This is a genomic window from Bradyrhizobium sp. (assembly GCF_030697065.1).
Classification (GTDB): Bacteria; Pseudomonadota; Alphaproteobacteria; order Rhizobiales; family Xanthobacteraceae; genus Bradyrhizobium.
In genome coordinates this window covers 14,539-40,286 of sequence record NZ_JAUYQU010000008.1, presented here as the reverse complement: position 1 = coordinate 40,286, position 25,748 = coordinate 14,539, and the positions used below count along the sequence as shown (strand labels likewise).

The 25,748-nt window shown below is 63.3% G+C and carries 23 protein-coding genes and 1 tRNA gene; 4 read left to right on the top strand and 20 right to left on the bottom strand.

Annotated elements, in window-relative coordinates:
- Positions 1 to 84: 84 nt before the first annotated feature.
- Positions 85 to 1,731: an acyl-CoA synthetase gene (locus Q8R73_RS00670; protein ID WP_305717624.1), complete on the top strand. Its 1,647-nt coding sequence runs from the start codon at positions 85 to 87 to the stop codon at positions 1,729 to 1,731.
- A gap of 217 nt (positions 1,732 to 1,948) precedes the next feature.
- Here the strand turns inward: Q8R73_RS00670 and Q8R73_RS00665 are convergent, their stop codons facing one another.
- The 6 genes from Q8R73_RS00665 to metG form a co-directional block, all read right to left on the bottom strand.
- On the bottom strand, positions 1,949 to 2,926 hold the full coding sequence (locus tag Q8R73_RS00665; protein WP_305717623.1) for a TRAP transporter substrate-binding protein: 978 nt from the start codon (positions 2,924 to 2,926) through the stop codon (positions 1,949 to 1,951).
- Positions 2,927 to 2,965: 39 nt separating this feature from the next.
- Positions 2,966 to 4,279, bottom strand: coding sequence for a TRAP transporter large permease (locus tag Q8R73_RS00660; protein WP_305717642.1), 1,314 nt, complete (start codon positions 4,277 to 4,279; stop codon positions 2,966 to 2,968).
- A 2-nt stretch (positions 4,280 to 4,281) separates the two neighbouring features.
- Positions 4,282 to 4,869: a TRAP transporter small permease gene (locus Q8R73_RS00655; RefSeq protein WP_305717622.1), complete on the bottom strand. Its 588-nt coding sequence runs from the start codon at positions 4,867 to 4,869 to the stop codon at positions 4,282 to 4,284.
- Positions 4,870 to 5,020: 151 nt separating this feature from the next.
- The gene (locus Q8R73_RS00650) at positions 5,021 to 5,827 is read right to left on the bottom strand and encodes an MBL fold metallo-hydrolase (protein ID WP_305717621.1); all 807 of its coding nucleotides are present in this window, start codon (positions 5,825 to 5,827) and stop codon (positions 5,021 to 5,023) included.
- Positions 5,824 to 6,615, bottom strand: coding sequence for a TatD family hydrolase (locus tag Q8R73_RS00645; RefSeq protein WP_305717620.1), 792 nt, complete (start codon positions 6,613 to 6,615; stop codon positions 5,824 to 5,826). The genes Q8R73_RS00650 and Q8R73_RS00645 overlap by 4 nt, the downstream gene beginning before the upstream one ends.
- Before the next feature lie 14 nt (positions 6,616 to 6,629).
- Complete coding sequence (gene metG, locus Q8R73_RS00640) at positions 6,630 to 8,189, bottom strand: methionine--tRNA ligase (protein ID WP_371125995.1); 1,560 nt, start codon at positions 8,187 to 8,189, stop codon at positions 6,630 to 6,632.
- Here metG and Q8R73_RS26000 point away from each other — a divergent pair.
- The gene (locus tag Q8R73_RS26000) at positions 8,170 to 8,700 is read left to right on the top strand and encodes a hypothetical protein (protein WP_371125994.1); all 531 of its coding nucleotides are present in this window, start codon (positions 8,170 to 8,172) and stop codon (positions 8,698 to 8,700) included. The two genes, metG and Q8R73_RS26000, sit on opposite strands and share 20 nt — an antisense overlap.
- On the opposite strand, the gene Q8R73_RS00635 is transcribed toward Q8R73_RS26000, so the two are convergent.
- From Q8R73_RS00635 to Q8R73_RS00625, 3 genes are read right to left on the bottom strand one after another with little or no spacing between them, the layout of a single operon-like run.
- Positions 8,634 to 9,680 (bottom strand): DNA polymerase III subunit delta', encoded by a 1,047-nt coding sequence (locus Q8R73_RS00635; protein ID WP_305717618.1) that lies wholly within the window; start codon positions 9,678 to 9,680, stop codon positions 8,634 to 8,636. The two genes, Q8R73_RS26000 and Q8R73_RS00635, sit on opposite strands and share 67 nt — an antisense overlap.
- Positions 9,677 to 10,369 carry a dTMP kinase gene (gene tmk / locus Q8R73_RS00630; RefSeq protein WP_305717617.1) on the bottom strand — a complete coding sequence of 231 codons (693 nt, stop codon included), beginning with the start codon at positions 10,367 to 10,369 and terminating at the stop codon, positions 9,677 to 9,679. The genes Q8R73_RS00635 and tmk overlap by 4 nt, the downstream gene beginning before the upstream one ends.
- A gap of 2 nt (positions 10,370 to 10,371) precedes the next feature.
- Complete coding sequence (locus Q8R73_RS00625; protein ID WP_371125996.1) at positions 10,372 to 11,550, bottom strand: D-alanyl-D-alanine carboxypeptidase family protein; 1,179 nt, start codon at positions 11,548 to 11,550, stop codon at positions 10,372 to 10,374.
- Between the two features lie 247 nt (positions 11,551 to 11,797).
- Between Q8R73_RS00625 and Q8R73_RS00620 the strand changes: the two genes are divergently transcribed.
- Positions 11,798 to 12,748, top strand: coding sequence for an alpha/beta fold hydrolase (locus Q8R73_RS00620; RefSeq protein WP_305717615.1), 951 nt, complete (start codon positions 11,798 to 11,800; stop codon positions 12,746 to 12,748).
- A gap of 9 nt (positions 12,749 to 12,757) precedes the next feature.
- Here Q8R73_RS00620 and Q8R73_RS00615 read toward each other — a convergent pair whose 3' ends face one another.
- The 3 genes from Q8R73_RS00615 to Q8R73_RS00605 all read right to left on the bottom strand — a co-directional run bounded on the left by Q8R73_RS00615 (position 12,758) and on the right by Q8R73_RS00605 (position 15,629).
- Positions 12,758 to 13,690 carry a septal ring lytic transglycosylase RlpA family protein gene (locus Q8R73_RS00615; RefSeq protein WP_305717614.1) on the bottom strand — a complete coding sequence of 311 codons (933 nt, stop codon included), beginning with the start codon at positions 13,688 to 13,690 and terminating at the stop codon, positions 12,758 to 12,760.
- 197 nt (positions 13,691 to 13,887) lie between these two features.
- Entirely contained in the window at positions 13,888 to 14,403 is a 516-nt protein-coding gene (locus Q8R73_RS00610; RefSeq protein WP_305717613.1) for a hypothetical protein, read from the bottom strand.
- Positions 14,404 to 15,047: 644 nt separating this feature from the next.
- Complete coding sequence (locus Q8R73_RS00605; protein WP_305717612.1) at positions 15,048 to 15,629, bottom strand: DUF2939 domain-containing protein; 582 nt, start codon at positions 15,627 to 15,629, stop codon at positions 15,048 to 15,050.
- A 294-nt stretch (positions 15,630 to 15,923) separates the two neighbouring features.
- Here Q8R73_RS00605 and Q8R73_RS00600 point away from each other — a divergent pair.
- Positions 15,924 to 16,013 (top strand) — tRNA-Ser (locus Q8R73_RS00600).
- A 526-nt stretch (positions 16,014 to 16,539) separates the two neighbouring features.
- Here Q8R73_RS00600 and Q8R73_RS00595 read toward each other — a convergent pair.
- The 8 genes from Q8R73_RS00595 to Q8R73_RS00560 are packed head-to-tail and all read right to left on the bottom strand — an operon-like array spanning position 16,540 to position 25,707.
- On the bottom strand, positions 16,540 to 17,364 hold the full coding sequence (locus Q8R73_RS00595; protein WP_305717611.1) for a cyclase family protein: 825 nt from the start codon (positions 17,362 to 17,364) through the stop codon (positions 16,540 to 16,542).
- 27 nt (positions 17,365 to 17,391) lie between these two features.
- On the bottom strand, positions 17,392 to 18,930 hold the full coding sequence (gene hpaE / locus Q8R73_RS00590; RefSeq protein WP_305717610.1) for a 5-carboxymethyl-2-hydroxymuconate semialdehyde dehydrogenase: 1,539 nt from the start codon (positions 18,928 to 18,930) through the stop codon (positions 17,392 to 17,394).
- 49 nt (positions 18,931 to 18,979) lie between these two features.
- Entirely contained in the window at positions 18,980 to 20,581 is a 1,602-nt protein-coding gene (locus Q8R73_RS00585; protein WP_305717609.1) for an amidohydrolase, read from the bottom strand.
- Positions 20,571 to 20,966: a RidA family protein gene (locus Q8R73_RS00580; protein WP_305717608.1), complete on the bottom strand. Its 396-nt coding sequence runs from the start codon at positions 20,964 to 20,966 to the stop codon at positions 20,571 to 20,573. Before Q8R73_RS00580 ends, Q8R73_RS00585 begins: the two co-directional genes overlap by 11 nt.
- A 28-nt stretch (positions 20,967 to 20,994) precedes the next feature.
- The gene (locus tag Q8R73_RS00575) at positions 20,995 to 21,750 is read right to left on the bottom strand and encodes an ABC transporter ATP-binding protein (RefSeq protein ID WP_305717607.1); all 756 of its coding nucleotides are present in this window, start codon (positions 21,748 to 21,750) and stop codon (positions 20,995 to 20,997) included.
- On the bottom strand, positions 21,734 to 23,482 hold the full coding sequence (locus tag Q8R73_RS00570) for an ATP-binding cassette domain-containing protein (protein WP_305717606.1): 1,749 nt from the start codon (positions 23,480 to 23,482) through the stop codon (positions 21,734 to 21,736). Before Q8R73_RS00570 ends, Q8R73_RS00575 begins: the two co-directional genes overlap by 17 nt.
- A gap of 17 nt (positions 23,483 to 23,499) precedes the next feature.
- Complete coding sequence (locus Q8R73_RS00565) at positions 23,500 to 24,522, bottom strand: branched-chain amino acid ABC transporter permease (RefSeq protein ID WP_305717605.1); 1,023 nt, start codon at positions 24,520 to 24,522, stop codon at positions 23,500 to 23,502.
- A gap of 3 nt (positions 24,523 to 24,525) precedes the next feature.
- Entirely contained in the window at positions 24,526 to 25,707 is a 1,182-nt protein-coding gene (locus tag Q8R73_RS00560; protein ID WP_305717604.1) for an ABC transporter substrate-binding protein, read from the bottom strand.
- Between the last annotated feature and the right edge of the window lie 41 nt (positions 25,708 to 25,748).

Here is a 25,748-nt window from a genome sequence, read left to right as displayed (position 1 = left end):
TCAGGACCGAAACCAACTTCCGACCCTGCGGCCCGGATCGTAGAGTATGCTGCGCGCAAAATGCGGAAGTCACGGGAGGATCAAATGAGCAGCCAGGATCAGTACAGCATCGGTCTGGACAAGACGCCCGCCAACTACGTGGCGCTGACCCCGCTGAGTTTTCTGGCGCGAACCGCCGCTGTGTATCCGGACCATATCAGCGCCGTCTATGAAGGCCGCAGCTTTACCTGGTCGCAGACCTATGCGCGCTGCCGGCGTTTTGCCTCCTGGCTCGCGGGCCGCGGCATCGGCCATGGCGACACGGTCGCGGCGATGCTGCCGAACATTCCCGCGATGAACGAGCTGCATTTCGCGGTGCCGATGGCCGGCGCCGTGCTCAATGCGCTCAACATCCGGCTCGATGCCGGATCGATCGCGTTCCAGCTCGATCATGGCGGGGCCAGGATCATCCTGGTCGATCCGGAGTTTTCCGGCGTGATCGGCGAGGCGCTGACCCTGATGAAGGGTCCAAAACCCTTCGTCATCGACGTCGACGATGCGGCGTATGCCGGCGGCCAGCGGATCGGCGAACTCGAATACGAGGCCGCGGTGGCTCAGGGCGACGAAGGTTTCGTTGCACGGCTGCCGGCCGACGAATGGGACGCCATCGCGCTCAGCTATACGTCGGGCACCACGGGGAACCCGAAGGGCGTCGTGACCCACCACCGCGGCGCCTACCTCAACGCCGTCAGCAATATCCTCGCCGGCGGGCTCGGCCAGCATCCGGTCTATCTCTGGACCCTGCCGATGTTCCACTGCAACGGCTGGTGTTTTCCCTGGACCATCGCGGCGTCGGCCGGCGTCAATGTCTGTCTGCGCAAGGTCGATCCAACCAGGATATTCGAGTTGATCAAGGCCCATGGCGTCACCCATATGTGCGGCGCGCCGATCGTCTACAATGTGCTGATCAACGCGCCGGACGCGCCCAAGGGAAAGGCCGCGCGGCCGGTCGTCGGGCTGATCGCGGGCGCGGCACCTCCGGTCGCGGTGCTGGAAGGCGCCGAGCGCATCGGCATCAGGCTGACCCATGTCTATGGCCTCACCGAGGTCTATGGCCCGGCCTCGGTGTGCGCGGAGCAGCCGGGCTGGGATGACCTGCCGGCCGACCAGCGCGCGCAGCTCAAGCGCCGGCAGGGAGTGCCCTACCCGCTGCAGGAAGCTGTCACCGTGCTCGATCCCGCCACAATGCGTGAGGTACCGCGCGACGGCGAGACCATCGGCGAAGTGATGTTCCGCGGCAATATCGTGATGAAGGGGTATCTGAAGAACGAGAAAGCCACCCAGGAGGCCTTCGCCGGCGGCTGGTTTCATACCGGCGATCTCGGCGTGCTCGACGCGCACGGCTACGTCATCATCAAGGACCGCTCCAAGGACATCATCATTTCAGGCGGCGAGAACATCAGTTCGGTCGAGGTCGAGGACGTGCTCTACAAGCACCCGGCGGTGCTGTTCGCGGCCGTGGTGGCCAAGCCGGATTCCAAATGGGGCGAAGTGCCCTGCGCGTTCGTCGAATTGAAGGAAAATGCGCAGGCCACCGAGGCCGAGATCATCGCGTTCTGCCGTCAGCAAATGTCCGGCTTCAAGACGCCGAAAACCGTGGTGTTCGGACCGATCCCGAAGACGTCGACGGGAAAGATTCAGAAGTTCATGCTGCGTAATCAGGTGGATTCGGCAAAGGCGATCACGGCATAGCGGTCGTCCCAACTCCACTGTTTGAGTTGCCGCAGGCCGCCGCACCACCACAACTCGTCATCCTCCGCGAACGCGGAGGATGCAGCATTCCAGAGACGCCAGCGGCGAATAGAGAGGTCGCGGCGTACTGGATCCTCCGCGTTCGCGGAGGATCACGAGTTGCGGTGTGGCGGCGCGCGTACCACCTCAAACAGTAGCGCCGGGATGACAGCGTCCCTCACATCTTCTTGTAGGCGTCGACCAGGGCCTGGCCATCGGCCCCGGCCTTCTTCAGCCAGTCGGCGGTGAGCTGTTCGCCGATTTTCTCGAAGCCCGCCTTCAGCGCCGGGCCCGGCGGTTCGACGGTCATGCCCTTGGCCTTGAGCTGGTCGAGATACCAGTTGCTCTTGGTTTCCCACGCCTTCCAGCCGCGCGTCTCCGCCGTCGCGGCTGCCTTCAGGATGGCTTCCTGGGTCGGCTTGTCGAGTGCGTCGAACGCGGCCTTGTTGACGAAGGTGAAGTTCTTGGGGAGCCACGCCTGCACATCATAGAAATACTTCAGGGACTCCCAGACCTTGGAGTCGTAACCGGTGCCGCCGGAAGTGATGAATGCATTCACCACGCCGGTTGCGAGCGCCTGCGGCAGTTCGGCCGCCTGCACCGTGACGGGCTGTGCGCCGACCAGTTCGCCGATTCGTGTCGTGCCGACATTGTAGGCGCGCCACTTCATGCCCTTGAGATCCTCGATGCTGGCGAGCGGCTTGTTGGCGTAAACGCCCTGCGGCGCCCATGGCACGGCGAACAGCAGCTTGAGCCCCTGGGCTTCCAGCTTCTTGGAGATGGTCGCTTTCGACGCCTGATACAGCTTCATCGCCGCCGGATAGCTGGTGGAGAGAAACGGCACGACATCGAGACCGAAGATCGGGTCCTCGTTCTCGTGGATCGAGAGCAGCACCTCGCCCATCTGCGCCTGCCCGGTCGCCACCGCGCGCTTGATGTCGGGCGCCTTGAACAGCGACGCGCCCGGATGAACCGTAATCAGCAGTTTTCCCGATGTGGCGGCATCGACGTCCTTGGCAAAGGCCATCAGGTTTTCCGAATGCGGATTGTCGGCCGCGTAGGCGGCCGGCAGGTTCCATTTGGTTTGCGCCTGGGCCGGCGCCGCGGCCAGAGCGAGACCGGCAACAAGACTTAGGCCGAGTAAGCGAGATTTCATCGAACTACTCCTCAAGGTGACAGGGAAAGTGTAGCGGGTTCAGTCGGGAAAAGCGAGCTTGGGCAGATACAGCACGATCTGTGGAAACTCGGTGATGATGAATACGGTCGCCAGCAGCAGGATGAAAAACGGAAATGCCGCACGCGTGACGGTCATGGTATCGCGCCCGCTCATGTTCTGCAGCACGAACAGATTGAAACCGACCGGCGGCGTGATCTGCGCCATCTCGACGTGGATGATGAGATAGATGCCGAACCAGATGAGATCGAAGCCGGCTTCCTTGACCATCGGCAACACGACGACGGCGGTGAGAACGATCATCGAGATGCCGTCGATCAGGCATCCGAGAATGATGTACATGACGCTGAGATACAGCGCCAGCATGCTGGGCGTGAGATCCTGTCCCTTCACCCATTCGGCCAGCGCCGCCGGTATGCCGGTGTAAGCCATCGCCGCAGTGGTGTAGGCCGCGCCCGCCAGGATCAGCATGATCATGCAGGTCAGGCGCGTCGCGCTCATCACGCTCTCGAAGAAAGTCGCGCGGGTCAGCGTGCCGCTCCACCATGCCAGCAGCAGCGCGCCGGAAACGCCCCATGCCGCGCATTCGGTCGCGGTGGCAAAGCCGAGGACCAGCGAGAGGAACACCGCGAGAATGAGCAGGAGACAGGGAAAGAGCTTGGCGGATTCCTGCATCTTCCGGCGCAACGGCATCGGCGGGTCGCGCGGCGGTACCTTGCCGGGATTGAGCAGCGACCAGGCGATGATGTAGCCGGAATAGAGCGCCATCACGAGCATGCCCGGCAGGAAGCCGCCGAGGAATACCTGCAGCACGGAAACGTTCGCAGTCACCGCATAGACCACCATCGGGATCGACGGCGGGATCAGCAGGCCCAGGGTTCCGGAACCGGCCAGCGAGCCGAGGCTGAGGTTCTTGTCGTAACCGCGCTTGTCGAGTTCAGGGAGCGCAATCTTTCCGATGGTCGCGCAGGTCGCGGCCGAGGAGCCCGATACCGCGGCGAAGATGCCGCAGCCGATCACGTTCACATGCGTCAGCCGCCCGGGCAGCCACTGCACCCAGGGTGAAATGCCGCGGAACATTTCCTCCGACAATTTGGTGCGGAAGAGAATTTCTCCCATCCAGATGAACAATGGCAGCGCGGCCAGCGTCCATGATGCGCTCGCGCTCCAGGTCGCGGTGGCAAGCACCGTGCCGAGCGGTACCGACGTGGTCAGCGCCATCGCCACGAAGCCAACGAGCCCCAGCGCGATCGCGATCCAGACGCCGCTCGCCAGCAGCGCGACCATGACGCCGAGCAGAATGAATGCCAGTTCGACCAGGCCGAGGTTGAGCATCATCAACCTCCGCCGCCTTGCGCGATCCGTTCGATAAACTCATCGGGGGTTTCGTCCGGCGAACCCTTTTCATAGCTCGGCCGGCGGCCGCGGCTGACGCTGACCAGTTCGTCGATCAGCGCGATCGACAGGATCGCCAGACCGCCGGAAAAGCCGAGCTGCGGAATCCAAAGGGGCAGCGCGACGACACCCTGCGCCATGTCGTTGAATCGCCAGGAATCGTAGGTCATTTGCACCGCGTGGCGCGTAAAATAGAGCACGAATCCCGTGGCGATGGTCAGCGCCGCGATCTCGGCGATCTGCTTGGTCCGCCCGCGCAGCCGCTCCAGCACCATGCCGACGCGGATCATTTCCCCGCGTTTGAAGGTGTGGGCGAGGCCGAGAAACGCCATCGCGGCCATGCACCAGGATGCGAAATCGTCACCGGCGGGAATATTGAGCGCGAACTGCCGCCCCACCGACATCAGCATCATGATCGCGAAGATCACGAGCAGGAAAACGGCGGCCAGATACCCGGCGCCAAGATAGAGACCGTCGAGCACACGCCTGAGCAACCCGTCAGCCGGCAGATCGTCAGCGCGCTCTGTCAATCAGTCCCCCATTCTATCGCCGTAACCCCGTCCGGGAGCTGACGTTAGACCAACCTGTTGATTATCAAAAGCAAGACCTGTGCCGCTATGGCCCCCGAATTGCAACCAGGTCCGCATTATCACGATCGAACGGCGCCAAGGCAAATGCGGCCTATTCTGCCTGGTCCAGCGTCAGCCGCATCCCATCGAACGCCGGAATCACGCCCTGAGGCAGGCTCTTTCGCAACACCTCGTAGTCCAGGTCGGAATGCATGTTGGTGATGACGGCGCGACGCGGCTTGAAGCGGTCGATCCAGGCCAGCGCATCGTTGACGCTGAAATGGCTGGGGTGAGCGGCATAGCGCAGCCCGTCGATGATCCAGAGATCGAGATCTTTCAGGTAAGGCCAGCTCTCGGCCGGAATGTCGCTGACATCGGGCGTATAGGCGGAATCGCCGATCCGGTAGCCGAGTGCCGGAATGTTGCCGTGCTGCATGATGAAGGCGGCCAGCGTCACCGGACCGCCCTTGCCTTCGATGGTCCGGCTCTCGCCGCTTTCGATCGAATGATGGTCGAGGATCGGCGGATAGTCGCTGCCGGGCGGCGCCACGAAGCAATAGGAGAACCGCAGCAGGACATGGTCCGCGGTCGCCTGGTTCAGATAAACCGGAATCCGCCGGCGCTGATGCAGCACAACCGAGCGGAGATCGTCGATGCCGTGGGTCTGGTCGGCATGCTCATGGGTCAGGAAGACCGCGTCGATGTGGTCGACCTCGGCATCGATCAGCTGCTCGCGCAAATCGGGCGAGGTATCGATCACGATCCGGGTGAGGCCGCCCTCCCCGGCGCGCTCGGCCAGCAGCGAGCAGCGGCGGCGGCGGTTTTTCGGATTGCCGGGATCGCAGGCGCCCCAGCCCAGCGCCGGACGCGGCACGCCGGCCGAGGAGCCGCAGCCGAGGATTGTCAGCGTCAGCGTCATGCCGCAGCTTTCGGCGCCGGCACCTTGCTGAACAGCCGGAAGAAGTTTTCGGAGGTCTGGCGCGAAATCTCCTCCAGCGAGACGCCGCGCGCCTCCGCCAGCACTTTTGCCACTTCAACCACGTAGGAAGGCTCGTTGCGCTTGCCGCGGAATTTTCCGGGTGCCAGATACGGCGCGTCGGTTTCCACCATGATGCGATCGGCCGGCAGTTCGGCCGCGAGGTCGCGCAGGGCCTGCGACTTCTTGAAGGTCAGAATGCCCGTGAACGAAATCGACAGCCCGAGGCCGATCGCCTTCAACGCCAGCTCGCGTCCGCCAGTGTAGCAATGCAGCACTGCGCGAAAGGCGCCTTTGGCCATCTCGTCCTCGAGCACGCGGCCGCAGGCCTCGTCGGCGTCGCGGGTATGGATCACCAGCGGCAGGCCGGTGGCACGGGCGGCGGCGATGTGGGCGCGAAAGCCGCGCTCCTGCGCTGCCGGCGAGCCGTTATCGTAGAAATTATCCAGCCCCGCCTCGCCCAGCGCCACCACCTTGGGATGGCTGGTCAGCTCGATCAGTTCGGCCGCGGCAATCCCGTCCTCCTCGTCGGCGTGATGCGGATGGGTGCCGACCGAGCAATAGACGTTGGGGAACCGTTCGGTGATTTCGAGCAGTCCGGCAAGCCGGCGTACCCGCGTCGAGATGGTGACGATGCGCCCTACTCCCGCGCTTTCCGCCCGCGCGACGATGCCGTCGAGATCGTCGGCGAAATCAGGGAAATCGAGATGGCAGTGGCTGTCGACGAGCATGGCGATCCAACCGTTCAGCCGGCGGTCGGTTCGACGTAGCGCGGGAAGATTCCGGTCGGCGCAGGCAGTTTGCTGCCGGCCTTGATCCGCGTGGCGAGGGCGGCAAAACTGCGCGACTCGATGTCGCCGGGAATGCCGAGACTGTCGAGCATCTTCGCCGATGAATCCGGCATGACGGGTTGCGCCAGAATGGCGACCTGGCGCACGACCTCGGCGGTGACGTACAGCACGGTGCGCTGCCGCGCCGGATCGGTCTTCGCCAGCGCCCACGGCGCCTCGCCCGCAAAATAGCGGTTGGCCTCCGCCACCACGGCCCAGACCGCATTGAGCGCCTGGTGGATCTGCTGGGTCGCCATCGCGGTGCGCGCCAGTTCCAGCATGCCGTCGGCCTGCGCCAACATCGCCCTGTCGCTGTCGCTGAACTCGCCGGGCTCGGGCAGCACGCCGTCGAGTTGCTTTGCGATCATCGACAGCGACCGCTGCGCCAGATTGCCGAGATCGTTGGCGAGGTCGGCATTGATGCGGGCGACGATGGCTTCGTGGTTGTAGTTGCCGTCCTGGCCGAACGGCACCTCGCGCAGGAAGAAATAGCGCACCTGATCGACGCCGTACTGGTCGGCGAGATTGAAGGGATCGACGACATTGCCGAGCGACTTCGACATCTTCTCGCCGCGGCTGAACAGGAAGCCGTGGGCATAGACGCGCTTCTGCACCGGAATGCCCGCCGACATCAGGAACGCCGGCCAGTACACCGCGTGGAAACGGATGATGTCCTTGCCGATCACATGCAGATCCGCCGGCCAGAATCGCCAGTTGGCGTCGCCCTCGTCGGGAAAGCCGACGCCGGTGATGTAGTTGGTCAGCGCGTCGACCCAGACGTACATGACATGCTCGGGGTCGCCGGGTACCTTGACGCCCCAATCGAACGTGGTGCGCGAGATCGACAGGTCCCGCAATCCGCCTTTGACGAAGCTGACCACCTCGTTCTTGCGCGAGTCGGGCCCGATAAAATCGGGCTGGGTCTCGTAAAGTTTCAGCAGCCGGTCCTGATAGGCTGACAGTTTGAAGAAGTAGCTCTTCTCCTCAACCCACTCGACCGCCGTGCCCTGCGGTCCGCGCCGCACGTTGTCCTCGCCGACGATGGTTTCGTCCTCGGCGTAATAGGCCTCGTCGCGCACAGAATACCAGCCGGCATAGCTGTCGAGATAGATGTCGCCATTGGCGGCCATCCGCTTCCAGATTTCCTGGCTGGAACGGTGGTGCTGTTCTTCGGTGGTGCGGATGAAGCGATCGAACGAGACGTTGAGACGCTCGTCCATCTGCTTGAACCGAAGCGCATTGCGGGTCGCGACTTCCAGCGTCGGGAGCTTCTCGGCTTCCGCGGTCTGGACCATCTTCTGGCCGTGCTCGTCGGTTCCGGTGAGAAAGAACACGTCCTTGCCGTCGAGCCGCTGAAACCGCGCCAGCGCATCGGTCGCGATCGCCTCATAGGCGTGGCCGATATGCGGCACTCCGTTCGGATATGCAATCGCCGTCGTGATGTAGAACCTGTTGGTGTCGACGGATGCCGGCACGGTCGCGACGATAGCAGCTGTTGTCGTAGGCCTGGCGGTGACCTTGCGGGCCGGCCTGGCGACGGGCGCTGGTTTCGGTGCGGAAAGCGCCTTGCTCGATGTTGCCCTGCTGGCGGATTGTTTTGCCGGGCGCTTGGCGCTTTTCTTGCTGGCGGTTTTCTTGCTGGCGGTTTTCTTGGCCCCCGCCTTTCGTGTCTTCTTCGCGGCTTTCTTGACCGCCTTCTTCGCGGCTTTCTTGACCGTCTTCCTGACGGTTTTCCTGGCTTTCTTCACCACGCGCTTGCCATGCTTTTTTGCGGTCGTCTTCTTGCTGGCGCGGGCCCGCGAGACCTTGCTGGCCTTCTTCGTCCTTGGCTTGCTGGAAGCCTTTTTTCTAGGTGTCGCCACCACAAATTCCTTTATCGCTCAAACCGGATTGCCGGGAGGTGATCGCGCACGGGACGCTTATCGCGTTGCTTCCGCAAGCATCCCGAACACCGAGAAAACCAGTGGTTTTCGCTCAAGATTGTAGGATTCGGTGTCGCGCGCGGCGCGGTTGATCTTTTCCCACACCTCCGCCAGCCGTGCAAGGCGCGGCAGGTTGGCGTTGGCATTGGCGTCGTCGGCGCGCAGCCGCGCGCTGACCCAGCGTTCGACGCTATCGACGAAGGCCGCCAGCGCCACCCGGTCGCTGCCGCCGAGCGCGTCGCCGAGCGCATGCAGCTCGCGCGGATCGACCCGCGGCAGCGTCGCCAGCAGCGCCGCGGTGCGCTGATGCAATTTCAGGGCGTCGCCGCCGAGCAGCGTCAGCGCCCGCGAAACGCTGCCCTCCGCCGCTTCCGCCGCCTCGTTCAGCGCGGGATCGTCGATCGCGACGCCGGTGGCTGCCGCGGCGGCGCCGAGGACGTCGGAGGTCGAGAGCGGCCGCAACGCCAGTTTGCGGCAGCGCGACTGGATCGTCGCCAGCACCCGGGCCGGTGCGTGGCTGACCAGCAGGAACAGCGATTGCTGCGGCGGCTCCTCGAGAATCTTCAACAGCGCGTTGGCGGCATTGGGATTGAGTTCGTCGACGGTATCGACGATGCAGACCCGCCAGCCCTCCACCGCCGCGGTCGAGCCGAAAAACCCGATGGTCTCCCGGGTCTCGTCAACGGTAATCACCGTACGCATCACCCCCTTGTCGTTGAGGCTGCGTTCCAGCGTCAGCAGGCCGCCATGGGCGCCGGCCGCGACATGGCGCGCCACCGGGTCGGTGGGCTCGACGTGAAGGGTCCGGGCGTCCTGCACAGCCGAAGCCTGCGGATTGCGATGGGCGAGCACGAACTTGGCCATCCGGTAGGCCAGCGTCGCCTTGCCGATGCCCTGGGCGCCGCCGATCAGCCAGGCGTGGGGAATGCGTCCGCCGCGAAACGCGTCCAGCAGCGCCAGCTCGGCGTCGCGATGGCCGAACCAGGCGGTGGTTTCGCGCGGATGGGGCGCCGCGATTTGCTGCTCGACCTTGCGGGCGCTCATGCGAGACTGGCCATGCTGCCGACATCGGCCTTGAAGAAGCGGTCGCGCACGGCCGTCCACACGCTGGCCGCAACGGTAGCCGTGTCGGCATCGGCGTCGACCAGCACGCAGCGCTGCGGATCTTCGGCGGCAATCTGCCGGTAGGCCTCGCGCAGATCCTGATGGAATTTGAGGTTTTCCGATTCGAACCGGTCTGGCGCGCCGGCGCCGCGCCGGATCGCCGCCCGCTTCATGCCGACCTCCACGGGAACGTCGAGAATGAAGGTCAGATCGGGCTTGAGGTCGCCGATGGTGACCCGCTGCATCGCGTCGAGAAAGGCCGGCGTGACCTGGCCCAGCCTGCCCTGATAAGCGCGCGTCGAATCCGAGAACCGGTCGCACAGCACCCATGTGCCCCTGGCCAGCGCCGGCTCGATCACCGTGCGCACATGGTCGTCGCGCGCGGCCGCGAACAGCAGCGTCTCCGCGTCGGGGCCGAGCAGCTTGCCCATGCCCGACAGCACCAGATGGCGGATAATCTCCGCGCCCGGCGATCCCCCGGGCTCGCGGGTGACGAGGGTGCGCAGCCCGGCGGCGTCGAGGCGTTGCGCCAGCGCCCTGATCTGGGTGGATTTGCCGGATCCCTCGCCGCCCTCAAAGGTGATGAATCGTCCGCGCCCGGGAACTCGTTTGACCGCTGGCTCGGCCATGGTCAGAGCTTCTCGACGCCGGCGCGAAACATCCCGATCACGAGTTCGCTCACCCCGTCGAGCGCCCGCCGCACCGTCGATCCCCGCGCTACCGGCTCGGCCGCAACGACCGGAGCTTCCACCGCGAGGTTGGGGCCGCGCCAGACCTTGACGAACCCTATCCGCTGGCCCGCCTCGACCGGCGCGCGCACCGGCCCGTTATAGACCACCCGCGCGATCAATTTGTCGGTGCCGTTTTTCTGCACCATCACCTTGATCGGTTCGGAGCTGGTGAGCTTGACCGACCCGCTGTCGCCGCCAAATACCTTGGCCCAGCCGACCGTCTGCTCGGCCGCAAAAAGCGTGCGGGCCTCGAAATTGCGAAATCCCCATTCCAGCATCTTCCTGGCTTCCGAGGCGCGATCGCCGGCATCTTCAAGGCCGTTGACCACGACGATCAACCGCAAGCCGTCCTGCACGGCCGAGCCGACCATGCCGTAGCCGCCGTCCCGGGTGTGGCCGGTCTTCAGCCCGTCGGCGCCTTCGAGCGCGTTCAGCAGCGGATTGCGATTCTGCTGCCGGATCTTGTTCCAGGTGAATTCGCGTTCGCCGAACAGTTTGTAGAAATCCGGATGGGTCAGGATAATGTGGCGGGCGAGCCTGGCGAGCTCGCGCACCGTCATCTTGTTGGCGGGATCCGGCAGCCCGCTCGAATTGCCGAAGGTCGACTTGGTCAGGCCAATCTCTCGCGCGCGCCGGGTCATCATCTCGGTGGCGAAGGTGCGCTCGTTGCCGGCCATGGCCTCGGCCAGGATCATGCAGGCGTCGTTACCGCTCTGGATGATGGCGCCACGCAGCAAATCGTCGACCGAAATCTTGCTGTGGATCGCCGCAAACATCGTCGAGCCGCCCGAAGGCGCGCCGCCCTTGCGCCAGGCATTTTCACTGACGCGATATTCGTCGGTGAGCTTGACCTCGCCTTTCTTGATGGCGTTGAAGACCACCTCGGCGGTCATCAGCTTCATCATGCTGGAGGGCGCGCGCAACTCGTCGGCGTTCTTCTCGAACAGCACGCTGCCGCTGGAGGCCTCGATCAGGATCGCGGTCGGCGCATCGCCGTCGAAGCCGCCCTCGACCTCCTTCTTTGCGCCCTGCACGCTGTTGTTGGCGGCGTAGACCAGCCCGCCCCACCCGACCGCCATGGCGACAAGCGCCGCCAGCAGGCCGCCCCACAGGGGTCGCTTCGCGGACCCGGATTTGCGGGTGGATGAGATTTCGACTGCCATCGGGATGCCTTGAAGCCGGCCTTCTACCAGTTGGACGTAGCGCAAACAACACGGGGTTTGCCGGATGCCGCGGCGCCGATCTGATTGCGGTACCGATCAAACGATCTTATCCTGCCGCTTTGAGGTTTCCTCAACAAAACCCCCGAAACAAGGCGGAAAAGCGATGCCATCCACACGCACGGTCAGCGCCAATGGCATCGATATTTTTCTGCGCGAACAGGGCGAAGGTCCGCTCGTCGTGCTCTGCCATGGCTGGCCGGAATTGTCCTATTCCTGGCGGCACCAGATCCCCGTTATCGCGGCGGCGGGTTTTCGGGTCGCGGCCCCCGACATGCGCGGCTTCGGCAAGACCAGCGCGCCCGCCGAGGTCGGCGCCTACAGCATTTTCGACCATGTCGGCGACATGGTCGCGCTGGTGCAGGCGCTCGGTGAAAAGCAGGCCGTGATCATCGGCCACGACTGGGGCGCCCCGGTCGCCTGGCATGCCGCATTGTTCCGGCCGGACATCTTCACCGCCGTGGCGGGGCTGAGCGTGCCGCCGCCGCTCCGGGGGCGCGGCCGGCCGCTCGATACCCTGCGCGACAGCGGCATCACCAATTTCTACTGGCAGTACTTCCAGACCCCCGGGGTCGCCGAAGCCGAGTTCGAGCGCGATGTCGACTTGTCGATGCGAACCCTGCTGGGACGCGGATTTTCCGATCCCTCGGCGTCGATGTTCGTTGAGGATGGAAAGGGATTTCTCGGCAACCCGCGCGCCGATTTGCCGTTGCCGGCCTGGCTCAGTGAGGCCGACCTCGCTCATTTCAGCGAGGCCTATCGGCAATCCGGCTTCCGTGGCGGGCTGAACTGGTACCGCAACATCGACCGCAACTGGGAACTGACTGCGCCGTGGCAGGGCGCGCAAATCCACCAGCCCTCGCTGTTCATCGCGGGATCGAAGGATTCGGTCATCACCGGCCTGATCGGCGCCAAGCGGGTCGGCGATATGGAGCGGGTACTGCCGGGATTGCGTCAGAAGCTGATCATCGAGGGCGCCGGCCACTGGATCCAGCAGGAATGCGCTGCCGAGGTCAACGCGGCGCTGGTCACCTTCCTGAAGGCGACGGCGGCTTAGCCGGCAGGCTCAATAGAGCCCGCGTCCGGTCAGTAATTCACGGGGACCGCGCGGATCGACCGGCGCATAGGCGCTGACCGGCCTGATGCCGGGAGCAAACCGCGGGTCATTCTCGTAGGACACCGTGCGGGGATTTTCGATCGCGCGTCCGGCCGGACGGGTACGGCTGGAGGCGGACATCTCGGACGTGGCGTTGATCGAGGCCAGATCCTGCGAGGTGTTGCCGAGGCTGTAGGGCCTGCCCTCCGGCATCGGAACCTCACCACGGATGGCGCGGGCCGAGACCTCGGGAACGAACGGGCGGGCCGAAGCGACCCGCACCAGCGAGGGCGACGGCGCCGGTTCGCCGGTGCGCAAGGTCGCGACCAGCTGGCGGTCGTCGGAGCCCTCGAGCGGCGCCCGGCCGACATATTCGACCCGTACGCGAGCAACACCTTTGCTTTTGAATTCAAGTAGTTCGGAGGCTCTGTTCGAGACGTCTATCAGGCGATTGCTGTGGAAGGGCCCGCGGTCATTGACGCGGACGATCAGCGATTTGCCGTTAGAGAGATTGGTCACCCGCGCGTAGCTGGGAATCGGAAGCGTGGGATGGGCAGCGGTCAGCGAGCTCATGTCGAAGACCTCGCCATTGGCGGTCAGCCGGCCGTGGAAGTCGTCGCCGTACCATGAAGCCATGCCCTCGGCGCGGTAGTTGGGGTCATGTTCCGGCACGTAGACACGGCCAGCGACCGAATAGGGCTTGCCGACACGGTAGGTGCCGCCGCCCTTCGGCACCGGGTCGCCCATCGCGACCACCCGGGGACTGGAGGAAACGCCATATTTGGGATCGACCTTGCTGGCGAACTTGCCCGACGAGGCGCAGTTGGCGAGCACGAGACACGCGGCCACCGCGAGCGCGCCTCGCGCCGCCCCGGCCGCCCGATTTGACTGTCGAATCCCCATCCGCCCCAATTACCATTTCGCCGGCCATGCGCCACCTGGCGACCTTTGCCGGTCACGTCCTGATGTAGCCCACCTCCACATCAAGTCGTGAAGATAGCGCATCCGGATCAAGGCGGAAATGGGGAGAGCGGCGGTGTGGTGAATCAATGGTTGCCGCGGCGTGGCGCGACATCCCCGACGGTCGCACGGGAAGAATGCTAGCGGGTCAGCGACGTCGGCGGTGCCAGCGGCGCGCCGCCGGTCGAGATCGCGCCGGTCGTCTGAACCGGAGGCGGCTTCTTTGGCCTGGCCGCCGCCGCTTTCGGCCTGGGAACCGGAATGGCTGCCTGCGCCGAGGCAATCGGACGCTGCAGGAGTTCGAGCTTCCCGGACAGCGCCGCGACCTGATCGGACAACCGCTTGATTTCGGCCTGCTGTGCCTGTTGCGCCGTCAGCAACCGTTCGGTCGATTGCACCGACCCTGCGATCTGTTGCTGCAGGGCCTGCAGGTCGCGCAGCCCGATTGGCTTCTCGGCAACAGGCGCAGCCGTACTGGCGACGGAAGTCGAAGAAGAAGGAAATCCCGGAACGGCAATGCCGAAGGCCCGCGAAGCCAAAGCGGTTCCCGAGCCGAAGCAAGCCAGCATCACGGCGACGACGATATGGAAGAGCGGCCCCCGTCCGGCATCTTCGTCCTCGGTATCGTCGATGTCGTCGTCCGTTCGGTACGTCACGGTACGCCCCCAAAAGCCCCTACCGCCAAGCCTCCCAACCGCAATGCCTTGTCGAGGTTAATTCTGCGTTTAATTTTGGCAGGGGCAAGGCGACATTCGATGAAAATCCCAGGGCGTAGCACCCTCCTGGACCCCCGCATGGCAACGCTGCGCCCTCTCGCTCGTTCCTCCCTCGCCCGGGCGAAAACTGTTGTCCCAAAGCATCACTCGGGGCGGATCTTCGATCCCGCCCCGGAATCCTTTTGACTGTGCGCGGTCTCGTGGCGTTGTGTCGTGCCCAGGGGCGCGAAGGATTTTTGCGATGATTGAGACGGTTACAGCGGTTTTGGGTCTGTTGAGCGCCGGCATTTTCCTTGCCCACGCATTTGAGGGTTTTCGTTCGAGGGCGTGACCTCGGCGATGACCGCCTCTTTTCAGAAAGCGGATTCCGAAAGTTTTAATCAATTCGGACCAGCTTCGAGAGTAGCAGGTGCAACATGCGTAATCATGACTTGGTGTCCGACGGTTTCCTCGCTTTGACTGCAGCCGGCTTCGTGCTGCTGTGCTCGAGCTTGCTGGCTTTCGCGTTCGCTTAGGACCAGCGGCCGGATCCCGGCTCTATACCCAACGCCAGCGCTTCGGCCGGGATTGCTGGAAGGTGATCTTCAGCCGGCCCTTTTGTTGATGAGGTTTTGGGCCAGCACCTGAACGGCAGCGCTCGGCAGCTGTATCCCGGAAAGCTTCCAGCCGTCCCCTTCGAAATGAAGGCTGACGCCGCCGGCGTTCTCGCCCTCTCCCAGCGAGAACATCAGCTCGACCGGCTTGATGAGCGACATGCCCCTCAACGTTTCGAGGACGTTCGAAGTGTCGAGCTCGCTGAGGCTTCGCATCCTCGCAATCGCGTTGCCGTCCGAGTTGATGGCGCCCTTGTTCAAGAGGTCGGTCAGATTTTCCGCGGTCAACATTCTGGCGATCATCGCATCGGCGACAGAAGCCCCGTAGGTATTGGCGGCCAGCCGCTCCAGTGGCTTTACCGGGCGGTCACGGCCCAATTGCTTCAAATAGGCGGACACGATCTGATCCACCAGCGACCGGCGCAGGCGGACAACGTCCGTCCTGGCAAGAACTTCCGCAGCGTCTGCCGCCTTCGCCGCTTCGGCCAAACGGGCCAGGGAGACCACAGCTGATCCAAGGTAGATTCCAACCGCAATGATCAAAGCCAAAAGGGTTCCCAGGAACCACCGCATGAGACACATCCTGAATCGCAGATAAGTTAAAGGTCATCTATGCCGGCAAATCGGCCGTGCCAAGGTCCTCAGCTTTGCGGACTCATCTCGCTGACAATGCTTGAGAGGCAAAATGCCCGCATCAGCGGCCCATTCAACGAGTTCGTTCATTTCACCTCCACCGCGCGAACCATCGCCCTGCCCGTCGCGGGTCCACGGCAATTGATTCTCGCCAGACCGGTCGGGTCCATGTCGCGCCCAAGTTCGCGTTGCGTTCGGCACCGCCCTGCGCTAAGCGACTAAAATCATGGATTTGGAAGGGTGGCCGAGCGGTTTAAGGCACCGGTCTTGAAAACCGGCGTGCCTGCAAGGGTACCGTGGGTTCGAATCCCACCCCTTCCGCCAGTATACTGTTCTCCCTTGTTCGCCATCGTTCGGAACGCACAGCAAAATCAGCGCGTTACGCCGGAGAGCTGTACATCTTCATTCGCCGGTATTCTCCCCAATCAGCGCTGAAACCGTAGCTTGCGACCGTGGGCAAATGCGGTGTACTTCCGTCCCGTTTCCTTGCCTGTTTCAAAATGGATTGCTGTTTCGAGTCAGATAGTGAAACAGTGAAACGCTGCGCGCAAATCGCAAGGGGCGGATCATCACTCCTCCCTGCGAGGTTGATTTCATTGAATGTTCCCACCGTCCAAAAAAAGCTACGACTTGCAACCACGGTAAGCGGTTCGTGATGCGCAGTTGCCTCTGGGTCGAGCCGGAAAGCAACATTGGACAATCAAAACGTCCGCCATGAGCCAAGCCGCCATCCGATGATAAACCTATAGGTATTCCTCAACAGCCCGCCTGCGTGCCCGCCGACAATCTGGGATTCGGCTGTGTTGCTTCGGCAACAGCGCATTGCGCCTAAAGGCACGACCTTGCCTGCTCAGGCGATGGCGATTGGGCGGATCGGCGAACCGGTGCTGCCTGAAAGCCGAAGCGGCAGTGCAACGAACAGAACGCGCGGACGGCGTAATGAACCGACCTCGTCCAGATTGAGATTCTCCATGATGTGGATGCCCTCGTCGACCAGCATGATCGCATGCACGGAGACACCCGGGGTAGGCAGGCATTCGTAGCCTGGGGTGTCAGATCCGACGAGCGTGGCGCCACGTTCGACCAGCCATCGCGCCGCCTTCTCGCCCGGTCCCGGCATGCCACCTTTCCGACCAATGAACATTTCCGGGTCGGACCAGTACCGCGCCCAGCCGGTACGGATCAGCACGGCATCGCCGGGTTGAATTTTGGCCTTGGCGTAAACCAGCGCCTTCTCCAGATCAGCGATCGAAATCTCTTCGGACGGCTGCAGGCAATCCACGCCCTTCGCGGCGGCGACATCGATCACGACAGCGCCTTGCAGGATCGGTGGAATGTCCGCTGCATTATGCTGGCGGTAGCCATCGCGGGTTTCAACCTCCGAAACCTTGATGCCGCCATGCAGACAGCCGTCGCGGGAAAAATGGCCGAGCGCGTCGATGTGGGTTCCGGAGTGCCCCGAAGTCACGATCACCTCATTGGCGAAACTGGAGCCATCCATCCGCTTTGCAGGATGCGGATCTCCATGACGCCGGTGCAGCGCCAGGGAATACGGAATGTGCTGGTGATATACCGGCATAGACGGCGCCATCGCATGCGACAATTCATAAATCTTGGCTCCTGCCCCGACGGCAGCCAAGAGATTCGGATCGAATGCAGGTAGTCGGTTACTCATGGCGGACACCCCGGTTGATTGAAAATGCTAGACGCCGATCTTCGGCGCGCGGTGCTTGTCGAGGCCAATGGCGATATTCTTCTGCTCCATGTAGATTTCGAAAGCGTAGTCGCCACCGTCGCGGCCGATGCCGCTGGCCTTGACGCCGCCGAACGGTGTCGGGAGATGGCGTACATTCTCCGAATTGACCCACACCATGCCGGCTTCAACGCCCTGCGCGATCCGATGGGCGCGGCCGACGTCTCTGGTCCAGATATAGGCGGCCAGCCCGTAACGCACGTCGTTGGCGATGCGCAAGGCGTCCGCTTCGTCCTCGAAGGGAATGACGGTCAGCACGGGCCCGAAGATTTCCTCCTGCGCGATCCGCATGGAATTGGCGGCGCCGGTGAACAGGGTTGGACAGACAAAATTGCCCTTGCCGTCCAGCGCGCGGGTACCGCCGGTGGCGATCTCAGCGCCGTCGTTTCTGGCGTGCTCCGCATAGCTCAGCACCTTCTCGACATGCCGTGCGTGGATCAGCGGCCCGATCTCGGTTGCCGGGTCAAGCGGGTGCCCGACCCTGATCTTCTCGACCCGCGCCTTGAGTTCTTCGGCGAACTTGTCGTAGATCGAGCGCTGCACCAAGGCCCGGCTCGACGACGTGCAGCGCTGTCCATTCAGGCTGTAGATCATGAACAGCACCGCATCGCGGGCGCGGTCGAGATCCGCATCATCGAACACGATCACCGGATTTTTGCCGCCCAACTCGAAGTGAACGCGCTTCAGCGTCGGAGCCCCCTGCGCCATGATGTGGCTGCCGGTAACGGACTCGCCGACAAAGGCGATGGCCTTGATGGACGGATGCTCGGTCAGCGCCTTGCCCGCACTCTCGCCGAAGCCGTGAACCAGATTGACAATGCCTTTCGGGAGGCCTGCCCCTTCGAACACTTCGCTCATGATTTCGGACAGGATGACCGCCGACAGTGGACTCCATTCCGCCGGCTTGTGAACGATGGTGCAACCGGCAGCAAGCGCCGGCGCGATCTTCCAGGTCGACAACATGAAAGGCGTGTTCCATGGCGTGATGACGCCAACCGGTCCGATCGGGTGCCGAACGGTGTAGTTGAGGTGCGTCTCGGTTGGCATCGATAGGCCATCGGAGGCGCCCGGCGCCTTGTCCGCATAGAACCGGAAGTTTTCTGCGCCGCGAAGTGCTGCTTTCGACATATAGCGGATCGCCTGGCCGCTATCGACGCTTTCCACCAGCGCGATTTCCTCGGCGCGGGCCTCGATCGTGTCGGCTATCTTGTGCAACAGCCCACGACGCTTCTCGCCCGGCACGGCTTTCCAAACCTGAAAGGCCTCTTCTGCCGCGCGGGCAGCGCGGTCGATCTCAGCAACGCCGCCGGACGCTACCTTGCAGAGCACCGAGTTATCGTTCGGATCGAGATTGTCGAAGGTTTCGCTGCTCGGCACCGCTTCCCCGGCGATGCGGTGCGCAACCGGCGAACTTCTGAAGCGCTTCAGATATTGCGCCGCCTTCAGCAGATTGCCCGTCAGTTCATCGTCGGCCAGAAGCTTGTTCATGCCGCGCTCCATTTTTTGTCTTTCGGAACCAAGGTCGATCTCTCTTTGCTCAGGACAGCGTTCCATCGGACCAGGCGATCTCGCCTGCAATGAAAGTCAACCGCGCCTTCGTATCGGCAATCGCAGGCGGCGCGCTTTCCAGAATGTCGCAATCGAGAACGGCGAAATCGGCCAATGCCCCGACGGCAATGCGCCCGCGCCTGTTTTCATGGCCCATCGCGAACGCGCCGCCCTCGGTATAGGTCTCAAGCGCCGCCTGCGGTGAAAGCGCCTCGGCTTCGTTGAGAACAAATCCCGCCGAGGTCGCGCGGCTGATCGCCGTAGCGATGCCGAGATACGGCGACAGTGGTCCGATGGGGTGATCTGAACTTCCGGCTATCACGATCCCAGCTTTGCGCAGACTGGAGCCGGGATAGAGGCGCTGAGCCCGCGATGGTCCCACGGCCTCGGCAAACGAAGCCCCGAGCCGGTGCAGAAAGCCATATTGCGGAACCACGATTGCGCCCAACGCGCGCACCCGGGCCGTCGCGTTCGCCGCCGGAACCGCAAAATGCTCCAGCCGATGGCGCGCGCCGGCGCGAGGTGCTGCAAGCTGTGCGGCCTCTAGACAATCGAGCCAATTGGCAATGCCGCGATCGCCGATCACATGCGCCGCCAATTGCCACCCCGCCGCATGCGCTTCGGTCACCTTGGCGCGTAGGCCGGCGGTATCTTCCATGAACAGGCCGCAGGTGTCACGGTCGGCATAGGGTTCCGAGAACGCCGCGGTACGCGCACCGATGATACCATCGACAAAAAATTTCAGAGTGTTCACCTGCCAGCGATCGTCGGTATCCGAGGGCACGAGGCCTCGCTGTCTGGCGGAAGCCGGGTCGATCCGCAGCATGAACCCCATGCGCAACGGCAGGCCGCCGCCATCGCGCAGTTCGTTCCAGATATTCCATTCAGTCTCGAATCCAGTGTTGAAGCCGACGGCCGCCTCGACTGCAGCAACCATCCCGTAGCGCAGACACTCCTGCGCAACCTGCCGGATGGCGGCGATCATGCGTGCCGGGGCCGGCGGCGGCATCAATGCAGCGACGGTATCGGCCGCATTCTCGGTAAGAACCCCGGTGAGCCGCCCGTTCTCGCGCTCGATGGTGCCACCCACCGGATCGGCCGTACCGACGTCAAAACCGGCAAGCGACAGGGCCGCGGAATTGGCTACGGAGAGATGGCCCCCGGTACGGCGTAAAAGGATGGGCCGGCCGCCGCTCACTGCATCCAATTCCTCGCGCGTCGGGTGCCGCTGTTCGGCAAGGAATTGCTCGCTGTAGTCGGCCGACATCACCCATTCGTTGCGCCCCGCGGCAGCACTCGCACGGCGCACCCGCTCGAGCAATGCAGCGACGGTCGCTGCCTCCGGACCGAGTTCGAGGTTCGTGAGTTCTTGGGCGCGCATGAACAGATGGAGGTGGGCGTCCGTCAGGCCCGCCACCAAGCGGCTATCCTGCAGGTCGATAACGCGATCGGCGGAAGGCGCGTCGCTACGTTGGCCGATCCAGCGAATGCGACCGTCTTCGACCAGGAGGCTGTCGTGCTCCCGGCCGCGGCCAGCGGCAACGGCCAGCCGGCCGTTCCGCAACAGCGTGGTAGCGGCCCTAGACGCCATCTTTAACCGCGGCGATCATGTCGATCTCTATTTTCAATCCGGTTCGCGCCAGATGAGCGACGCCGACCGTCGTGCGCGACGGCGGATCCTTTGGAAAATACTCGCGGAACACTTCGTTCATCGCGGCGAATTCGTTCAGCATATCGGTCATGTGAATGGTCATCTTCAGGGCGGTCTTGAACGACGCGCCGCCGGCCTCCGCCAACACCTTGAGATTGTCGAGCGCAATCCGCGTCTGCGCCTTGATGTCTTCAGGAAAGGCCCGCGTCACCGGGTCCGAGCCGGTTTGTCCCGAGATGAACAACAGCTTGTCCCAGCGGATGGCCGGCGAATAGGGAATGCCGGGACGTAGGCCCGTGGGCGGAACGATGACGGTACGTGACATGAGTTTTCCTTCTCTCGGTTGCGGGATTCTAGATGCCGGAGGCGCCGGTGTCGCGATAACGATCGCCACCGCCGATATAAGCTGCGAGCACGCGCGGATCGTTGCGAAGCTCCTGGGCCGGCCCGAAGGCCACGACGCTGCCGACTTCGAGCACGAAGCCACGGTCGGCGACCGAAAGCGCCAAGTGTGCGTTCTGCTCCACGAGAATGCCCGTCATGCCGTCGGCCTTCAACCGGTCGATCGCCTCGAAAATCTCCTCGGTCACCCGCGGCGCCAGACCGGTCGACGGCTCGTCCAGCATCAGCAGCTGCGGCTCGGCCATCAGCGCGCGGCCGACCGCCACCATTTGCTGCTCGCCGCCGGAGAGCGTGCCGGCGAGCTGGCGCCTTCGCTCGCCCAGCTTCGGCAACAGCTCGTAAATTCGCTCCAGTGCCGCCGTCATGGCGGCGCGCCCCCTCCCGCGCAACAGGAAGGCGCCGAGCCGCAGATGATCCTCGACGCTGAGGCCTGGAAACAGCTCGCGCCGTTCCGGCACGATGACGATTCCGCGCGCGACCCTGGCTTCCGGCCGCAGCGCCTTGAGTTCTTCGCCGTTGAACGTCACCGAGCCCGAATTCTGCTGCAGCACGCCCATCAGGCTGTTGAGCAGCGTCGTCTTGCCTGCTCCGTTGGGACCGATAAACGTTACGAACTCGCCGCGCGCGACATCGAAGCTCACGCCGTCGATAGCGGTGCCGGCGCCGTAGCTCACGGTCAAGTTTACGACCTCAAGCAGCTTTGTCACGTGAACCACCGAGATATGCCGCGATCACAGCCGGGTTGGCCTGCACTTCCGAAGGAGCACCTTCCGCGATGATCCGGCCGCGATCGAGCACCACCAGCCGCTCGACACACCCCATCACCAGTTCCATGTCATGCTCGACCAGAAGGATCGTGACGTGCTCCGCCTGAAGCTGGCGCAGAACTCTTACAAGCGTCAATTTTTCGGAGAAGCGGAGGCCCGCTGCAGGTTCATCGAGGAGAAGGATCTGTGGATCGGCAGCCAACGCCCGCGCGATCTCGACAATACGCTGCTTGCCCAGCGGAAGGCTCGCCGTTGCCAACTCGGCCTCGGCGCTCAATCCGACACGTTCAAGGGCCAGCCGTGCGGTGGCCAGCACCCGCTGGTTCTCGGCATTATCAAGCGCAAACAGCCCGCGCAGGAAACCCGCTTGCGTTCGCCAATAGGCGCCCAGCGCGACGTTTTCGATGACGGTGAGTTCTGGCACCAGTTGGACGTGCTGGAAGGTTCGCGCCATACCGCGCCGCACGATGGAATGGCTCGCGGGCAACTTTTCATTCGACAACAACACGCTGCCGTTGGTCGGATGCAGCAGGCCGGAAATGATGCTGAACAAGGTCGTCTTACCGGCGCCGTTAGGTCCGATCAATCCGACGAACTCGCCCCGCCGCAGCTCCATGTCGACTGCGTCGAGCGCCTGCAAACCGCCAAAGCGAATGCCAATTCCCTGCAGCCGCAGTAACACCGCCTGCCGGTCTTCCTTCATCACCGTCCGCGCAAGACCTTCGCCATCGCTGCTGCGGCCCGCCGGCTTGGGCAAGAACCGTTCGACGGCCGGCCACAGTCCAAGCGGCCATTTCAGCAGCATCACCACCAGGATGATGCCGAACACGATGACTTCCAGATTGCCCGTCGCCCCCCAGCGCGCCAGGATATCCTGCAATGCCCACTGTGCACTCTCCAGTGTCAACGCGCCGATGACGCCGCCGGCGGCGCTCAGCGGTCCCCCAACCACGGCCATGATCAAGACCTTGAAGGACGTCATCAGCGAGAACGGCGACGGGCTAACGAAACGGAGCATATGCACGTAGAGGCCACCCGCGAGTGCCGCGAGCACGGCAGAAAAGACGAAGACCTTGATCCGCAGCACGGTTGTGTCGACGCCAAAGCTCCGCGCCATGCCGTCGTATGATTCTAGCGTGGCGATCGCCCGACCGGTTCTGGACGCACGCAGCCGCGACATCCCGAGCACCGCCAACAATACGATTGCCCAGATCAACTGGCTGTAGAGCCGGTCGTCGGTGAGCGCGAAGCCGAACAGCGACAGCGGCGGGATCTTGTCGAGACCGGAGGCGCCGCCCGTCACATCGTGCCAGGCCGTGAATACGCTGACCAGCGCGATGCCGTAAGCGAGCGTGGCAAGCGGCAGATAATGTCCGCGCAATCGCAGCGTGACGAACCCGATTAGGGCGGCGACCAGCGCCGTCGCGCTCACACTCAGTACCAGCGTGACCAGGGTATCGACCCCATAGGCCCTTGCCACCAGCGCCGAGCCGTAGGCGCCCAGTCCCATGAATGCGCCCTGCCCGAGGGAAATCTGGCCCGCCTGCAGCAACAGCACGAGGCCGATGGCGACCAGCGCATAAATTCCGGCGTAGGCGAAGATTCCGACATAGAACGACGGCAAGACCCATGGCGCCGTCAGAAACACGGCGCTGACCGCAATGGCCAGCATACCTCGTATGGGCATAGCTAATGCCCCTCCACGCGCTGCCGCGAGCTTCGCCACAACAGAATTGGTATGAGAAGACTAAATACGATCGCGTCCCGATATGCGCTCGCGACATAGGCGGAGGTCGATTCGAGCGCGCCCACGATCATAACGCCCGCCAACGACAGCGGATAGTCGATGAGGCCTCCCATCGCACCGCCGACGAAGCCTTTCAGCCCCACCATGAAGCCCATTTCATAATTGGCCGTGATGAGCGGCGCGAGCAGCATGCCGCTGATGGCGCTGAATGCGGCCGCCAACAGAAATGCCAGCGCACCCGCAGCCGTGACCGGTATGCCGCAGAATTGCGCTCCACGGCGATTCATGGCCGAGGCTTGCAGCGCCTTGCCGACAAGCGTGAACTCGGAGAACAGATAAAGCCCGCCCATCGACAGCAGCGCCGTGATCAGAATCGCGAAACTCTGATATGGAATGAACACTGGTCCCATCATTACGCCGCCAGGCATGATCGGATCGACCGCATAGGGACTTGCTCCCCAGATCAGCAGCCCCAGTCCCTGTACGCTCATGGAGACGCCGACCGAGATGATGACGAATACGATCGTGCTCGCATTCGGGATCGGGTGCACGGTGAAGCGGTAGATCAGCACCCCTAGCGGGGCCACCAACATCAGCGCAACCGCCATCATGCCGATAACAGGCAGCTTCAGCCAAAGCGCCCCCCGCGTGATCGCCACCGCGAACGCCGCGGCAGCCACCGCGCCCAGAACGACAAGCAGAGCCTGACGCCAGTCCCGCCGCCACCGGCTGCCATCAAGGACAACGCATAGTGTCAAGCCGCCGATCAACAGATACAGCGTCCCGGGCATCCGTCCCTGCAGCAGGTCGGCGAGCGTCAGCGCGCCGAGCATGACATACTCGCCTTGCGCGATGTTCACCACCCGCGTGACGGTGAACACCAACACAAGACTGAGCGCAAGCAGCGCATAGACGAGGCCGTTGGTCAGCCCATCGACGAGAAGGAAGAGCGCGGTGTCGATCATGCCTTACTTGGAATCGTAAAGCCGGAACTCGCCATCCTTCACGACCGCAATGAACGTGCTTCGTTCATCGAGACCGAGATGATCCGTGGGGCTGTAGGTGAAGATACCGCCCACGCCGACGAACTCCTTGATGCTGCCTTCGATCTTGTCGCGGATCGCGGCGCGCGATGCGTCGAGATCATCGAACTTCGTCCCTGCCTTCATGGCCTCGCCGGCCGCCTTGAGCGCTATGTTGACTGCGTCCCATGACTGTCCGGGGAAGATGTCCACCTTCGGCACGTTGAAGCGCTTCTCGTAGAGCGCGGCAAACGACTTGATGACGGGCTTGAGCGGATTGCTGTCTGGCAGATCGGTATAGACGAGTACCGGCGTGGTGCCCAACAGAGCTCCTTCGACGTCCTTCTTGCCGATCGAGATGAAGGCGTTATTCGCGGAACCGCCGGAGTGATAGATCGGCCCGTTGTAGCCGACGCGCTTCAGCGCCTGATGCACCAGAGCCGAGGATGGCGGAATGGCGTGGATGTAGACCGCGCCCGGCTCGGCCTGACGAACTTTCAACGCCTGCGGCGTGAAATTGGTATCCGTTCGCGAGAAGCGCTCGGACGCAATGATCTCGACGCCCTTGGCCTTGGCGACGCTCTGCAACGCAATCCAGCCGCCCTCGCCGAATGAATCCTCCAGCCCGAGGAAGGCCACTTTCTTGATACCGCGCTTGACCATGTCGGCCACGAGGCCAGTGACCTGTAGCTGATCGGTGCTCGGGGTCTTGAACACCCACATCCGGTCCTTCACCGGTTCGATCACGCTCTGGCCCAGCGCCAGCGAGATATTCGGCACCTTTGCCTGCGTCACCGTTTCCAGGATGGCCATGGAAGTCGGCGTTGTCGTGCAGCAGATCACCACATGAGCGCGATCTTCGGTAATCAGCTTGCGGACATTGTTGACCGCCTTGGTCGGATCCGAGCCGTCATCATAGGTGATGAACTTGATCGTGAATGGCAAGCTGGTGTCGGATGCCAGCTGTTCCTGCCGCAGTTCGATCGCATTCTTCTCGGGCAGGCCGAGTGCGGACGCAGGCCCGGTCATCGCTACCACAGACCCAATGCGCAATTCCGGTTTGTCGGCGGCAAGCGCCGCTGTTGATGTCGCCAACATGGCGATGATGGCGGCGGATAGGATTTTCATGTTTCACCCCAGGCAGTTTTCGAGGAACGATTGATCATCAG

Excerpts from the sequence above, each read along its gene's own strand:
- Q8R73_RS00670 (WP_305717624.1), top strand. The coding sequence starts at position 85 with ATGAGCAGCCAGGATCAGTACAGCATCGGTCTGGACAAGACGCCCGCC.
- Q8R73_RS00665 (WP_305717623.1), bottom strand. The coding sequence starts at position 2,926 with ATGAAATCTCGCTTACTCGGCCTAAGTCTTGTTGCCGGTCTCGCTCTG.
- Q8R73_RS00660 (WP_305717642.1), bottom strand. The coding sequence starts at position 4,279 with ATGCTCAACCTCGGCCTGGTCGAACTGGCATTCATTCTGCTCGGCGTC.
- Q8R73_RS00650 (WP_305717621.1), bottom strand. The coding sequence starts at position 5,827 with ATGACGCTGACGCTGACAATCCTCGGCTGCGGCTCCTCGGCCGGCGTG.
- Q8R73_RS00645 (WP_305717620.1), bottom strand. The coding sequence starts at position 6,615 with ATGCTCGTCGACAGCCACTGCCATCTCGATTTCCCTGATTTCGCCGAC.
- Q8R73_RS00635 (WP_305717618.1), bottom strand. The coding sequence starts at position 9,680 with ATGAGCGCCCGCAAGGTCGAGCAGCAAATCGCGGCGCCCCATCCGCGC.
- tmk (WP_305717617.1), bottom strand. The coding sequence starts at position 10,369 with ATGGCCGAGCCAGCGGTCAAACGAGTTCCCGGGCGCGGACGATTCATC.
- Q8R73_RS00625 (WP_371125996.1), bottom strand. The coding sequence starts at position 11,550 with ATGGCGGTCGGGTGGGGCGGGCTGGTCTACGCCGCCAACAACAGCGTG.
- Q8R73_RS00620 (WP_305717615.1), top strand. The coding sequence starts at position 11,798 with ATGCCATCCACACGCACGGTCAGCGCCAATGGCATCGATATTTTTCTG.
- Q8R73_RS00615 (WP_305717614.1), bottom strand. The coding sequence starts at position 13,690 with ATGGGGATTCGACAGTCAAATCGGGCGGCCGGGGCGGCGCGAGGCGCG.
- Q8R73_RS00605 (WP_305717612.1), bottom strand. The coding sequence starts at position 15,629 with ATGCGGTGGTTCCTGGGAACCCTTTTGGCTTTGATCATTGCGGTTGGA.
- Q8R73_RS00595 (WP_305717611.1), bottom strand. The coding sequence starts at position 17,364 with ATGAGTAACCGACTACCTGCATTCGATCCGAATCTCTTGGCTGCCGTC.
- hpaE (WP_305717610.1), bottom strand. The coding sequence starts at position 18,930 with ATGAACAAGCTTCTGGCCGACGATGAACTGACGGGCAATCTGCTGAAG.
- Q8R73_RS00585 (WP_305717609.1), bottom strand. The coding sequence starts at position 20,581 with ATGGCGTCTAGGGCCGCTACCACGCTGTTGCGGAACGGCCGGCTGGCC.
- Q8R73_RS00580 (WP_305717608.1), bottom strand. The coding sequence starts at position 20,966 with ATGTCACGTACCGTCATCGTTCCGCCCACGGGCCTACGTCCCGGCATT.
- Q8R73_RS00570 (WP_305717606.1), bottom strand. The coding sequence starts at position 23,482 with ATGCTGGCCATTGCGGTCAGCGCCGTGTTTCTGACGGCGCCATGGGTC.
- Q8R73_RS00565 (WP_305717605.1), bottom strand. The coding sequence starts at position 24,522 with ATGATCGACACCGCGCTCTTCCTTCTCGTCGATGGGCTGACCAACGGC.
- Q8R73_RS00560 (WP_305717604.1), bottom strand. The coding sequence starts at position 25,707 with ATGAAAATCCTATCCGCCGCCATCATCGCCATGTTGGCGACATCAACA.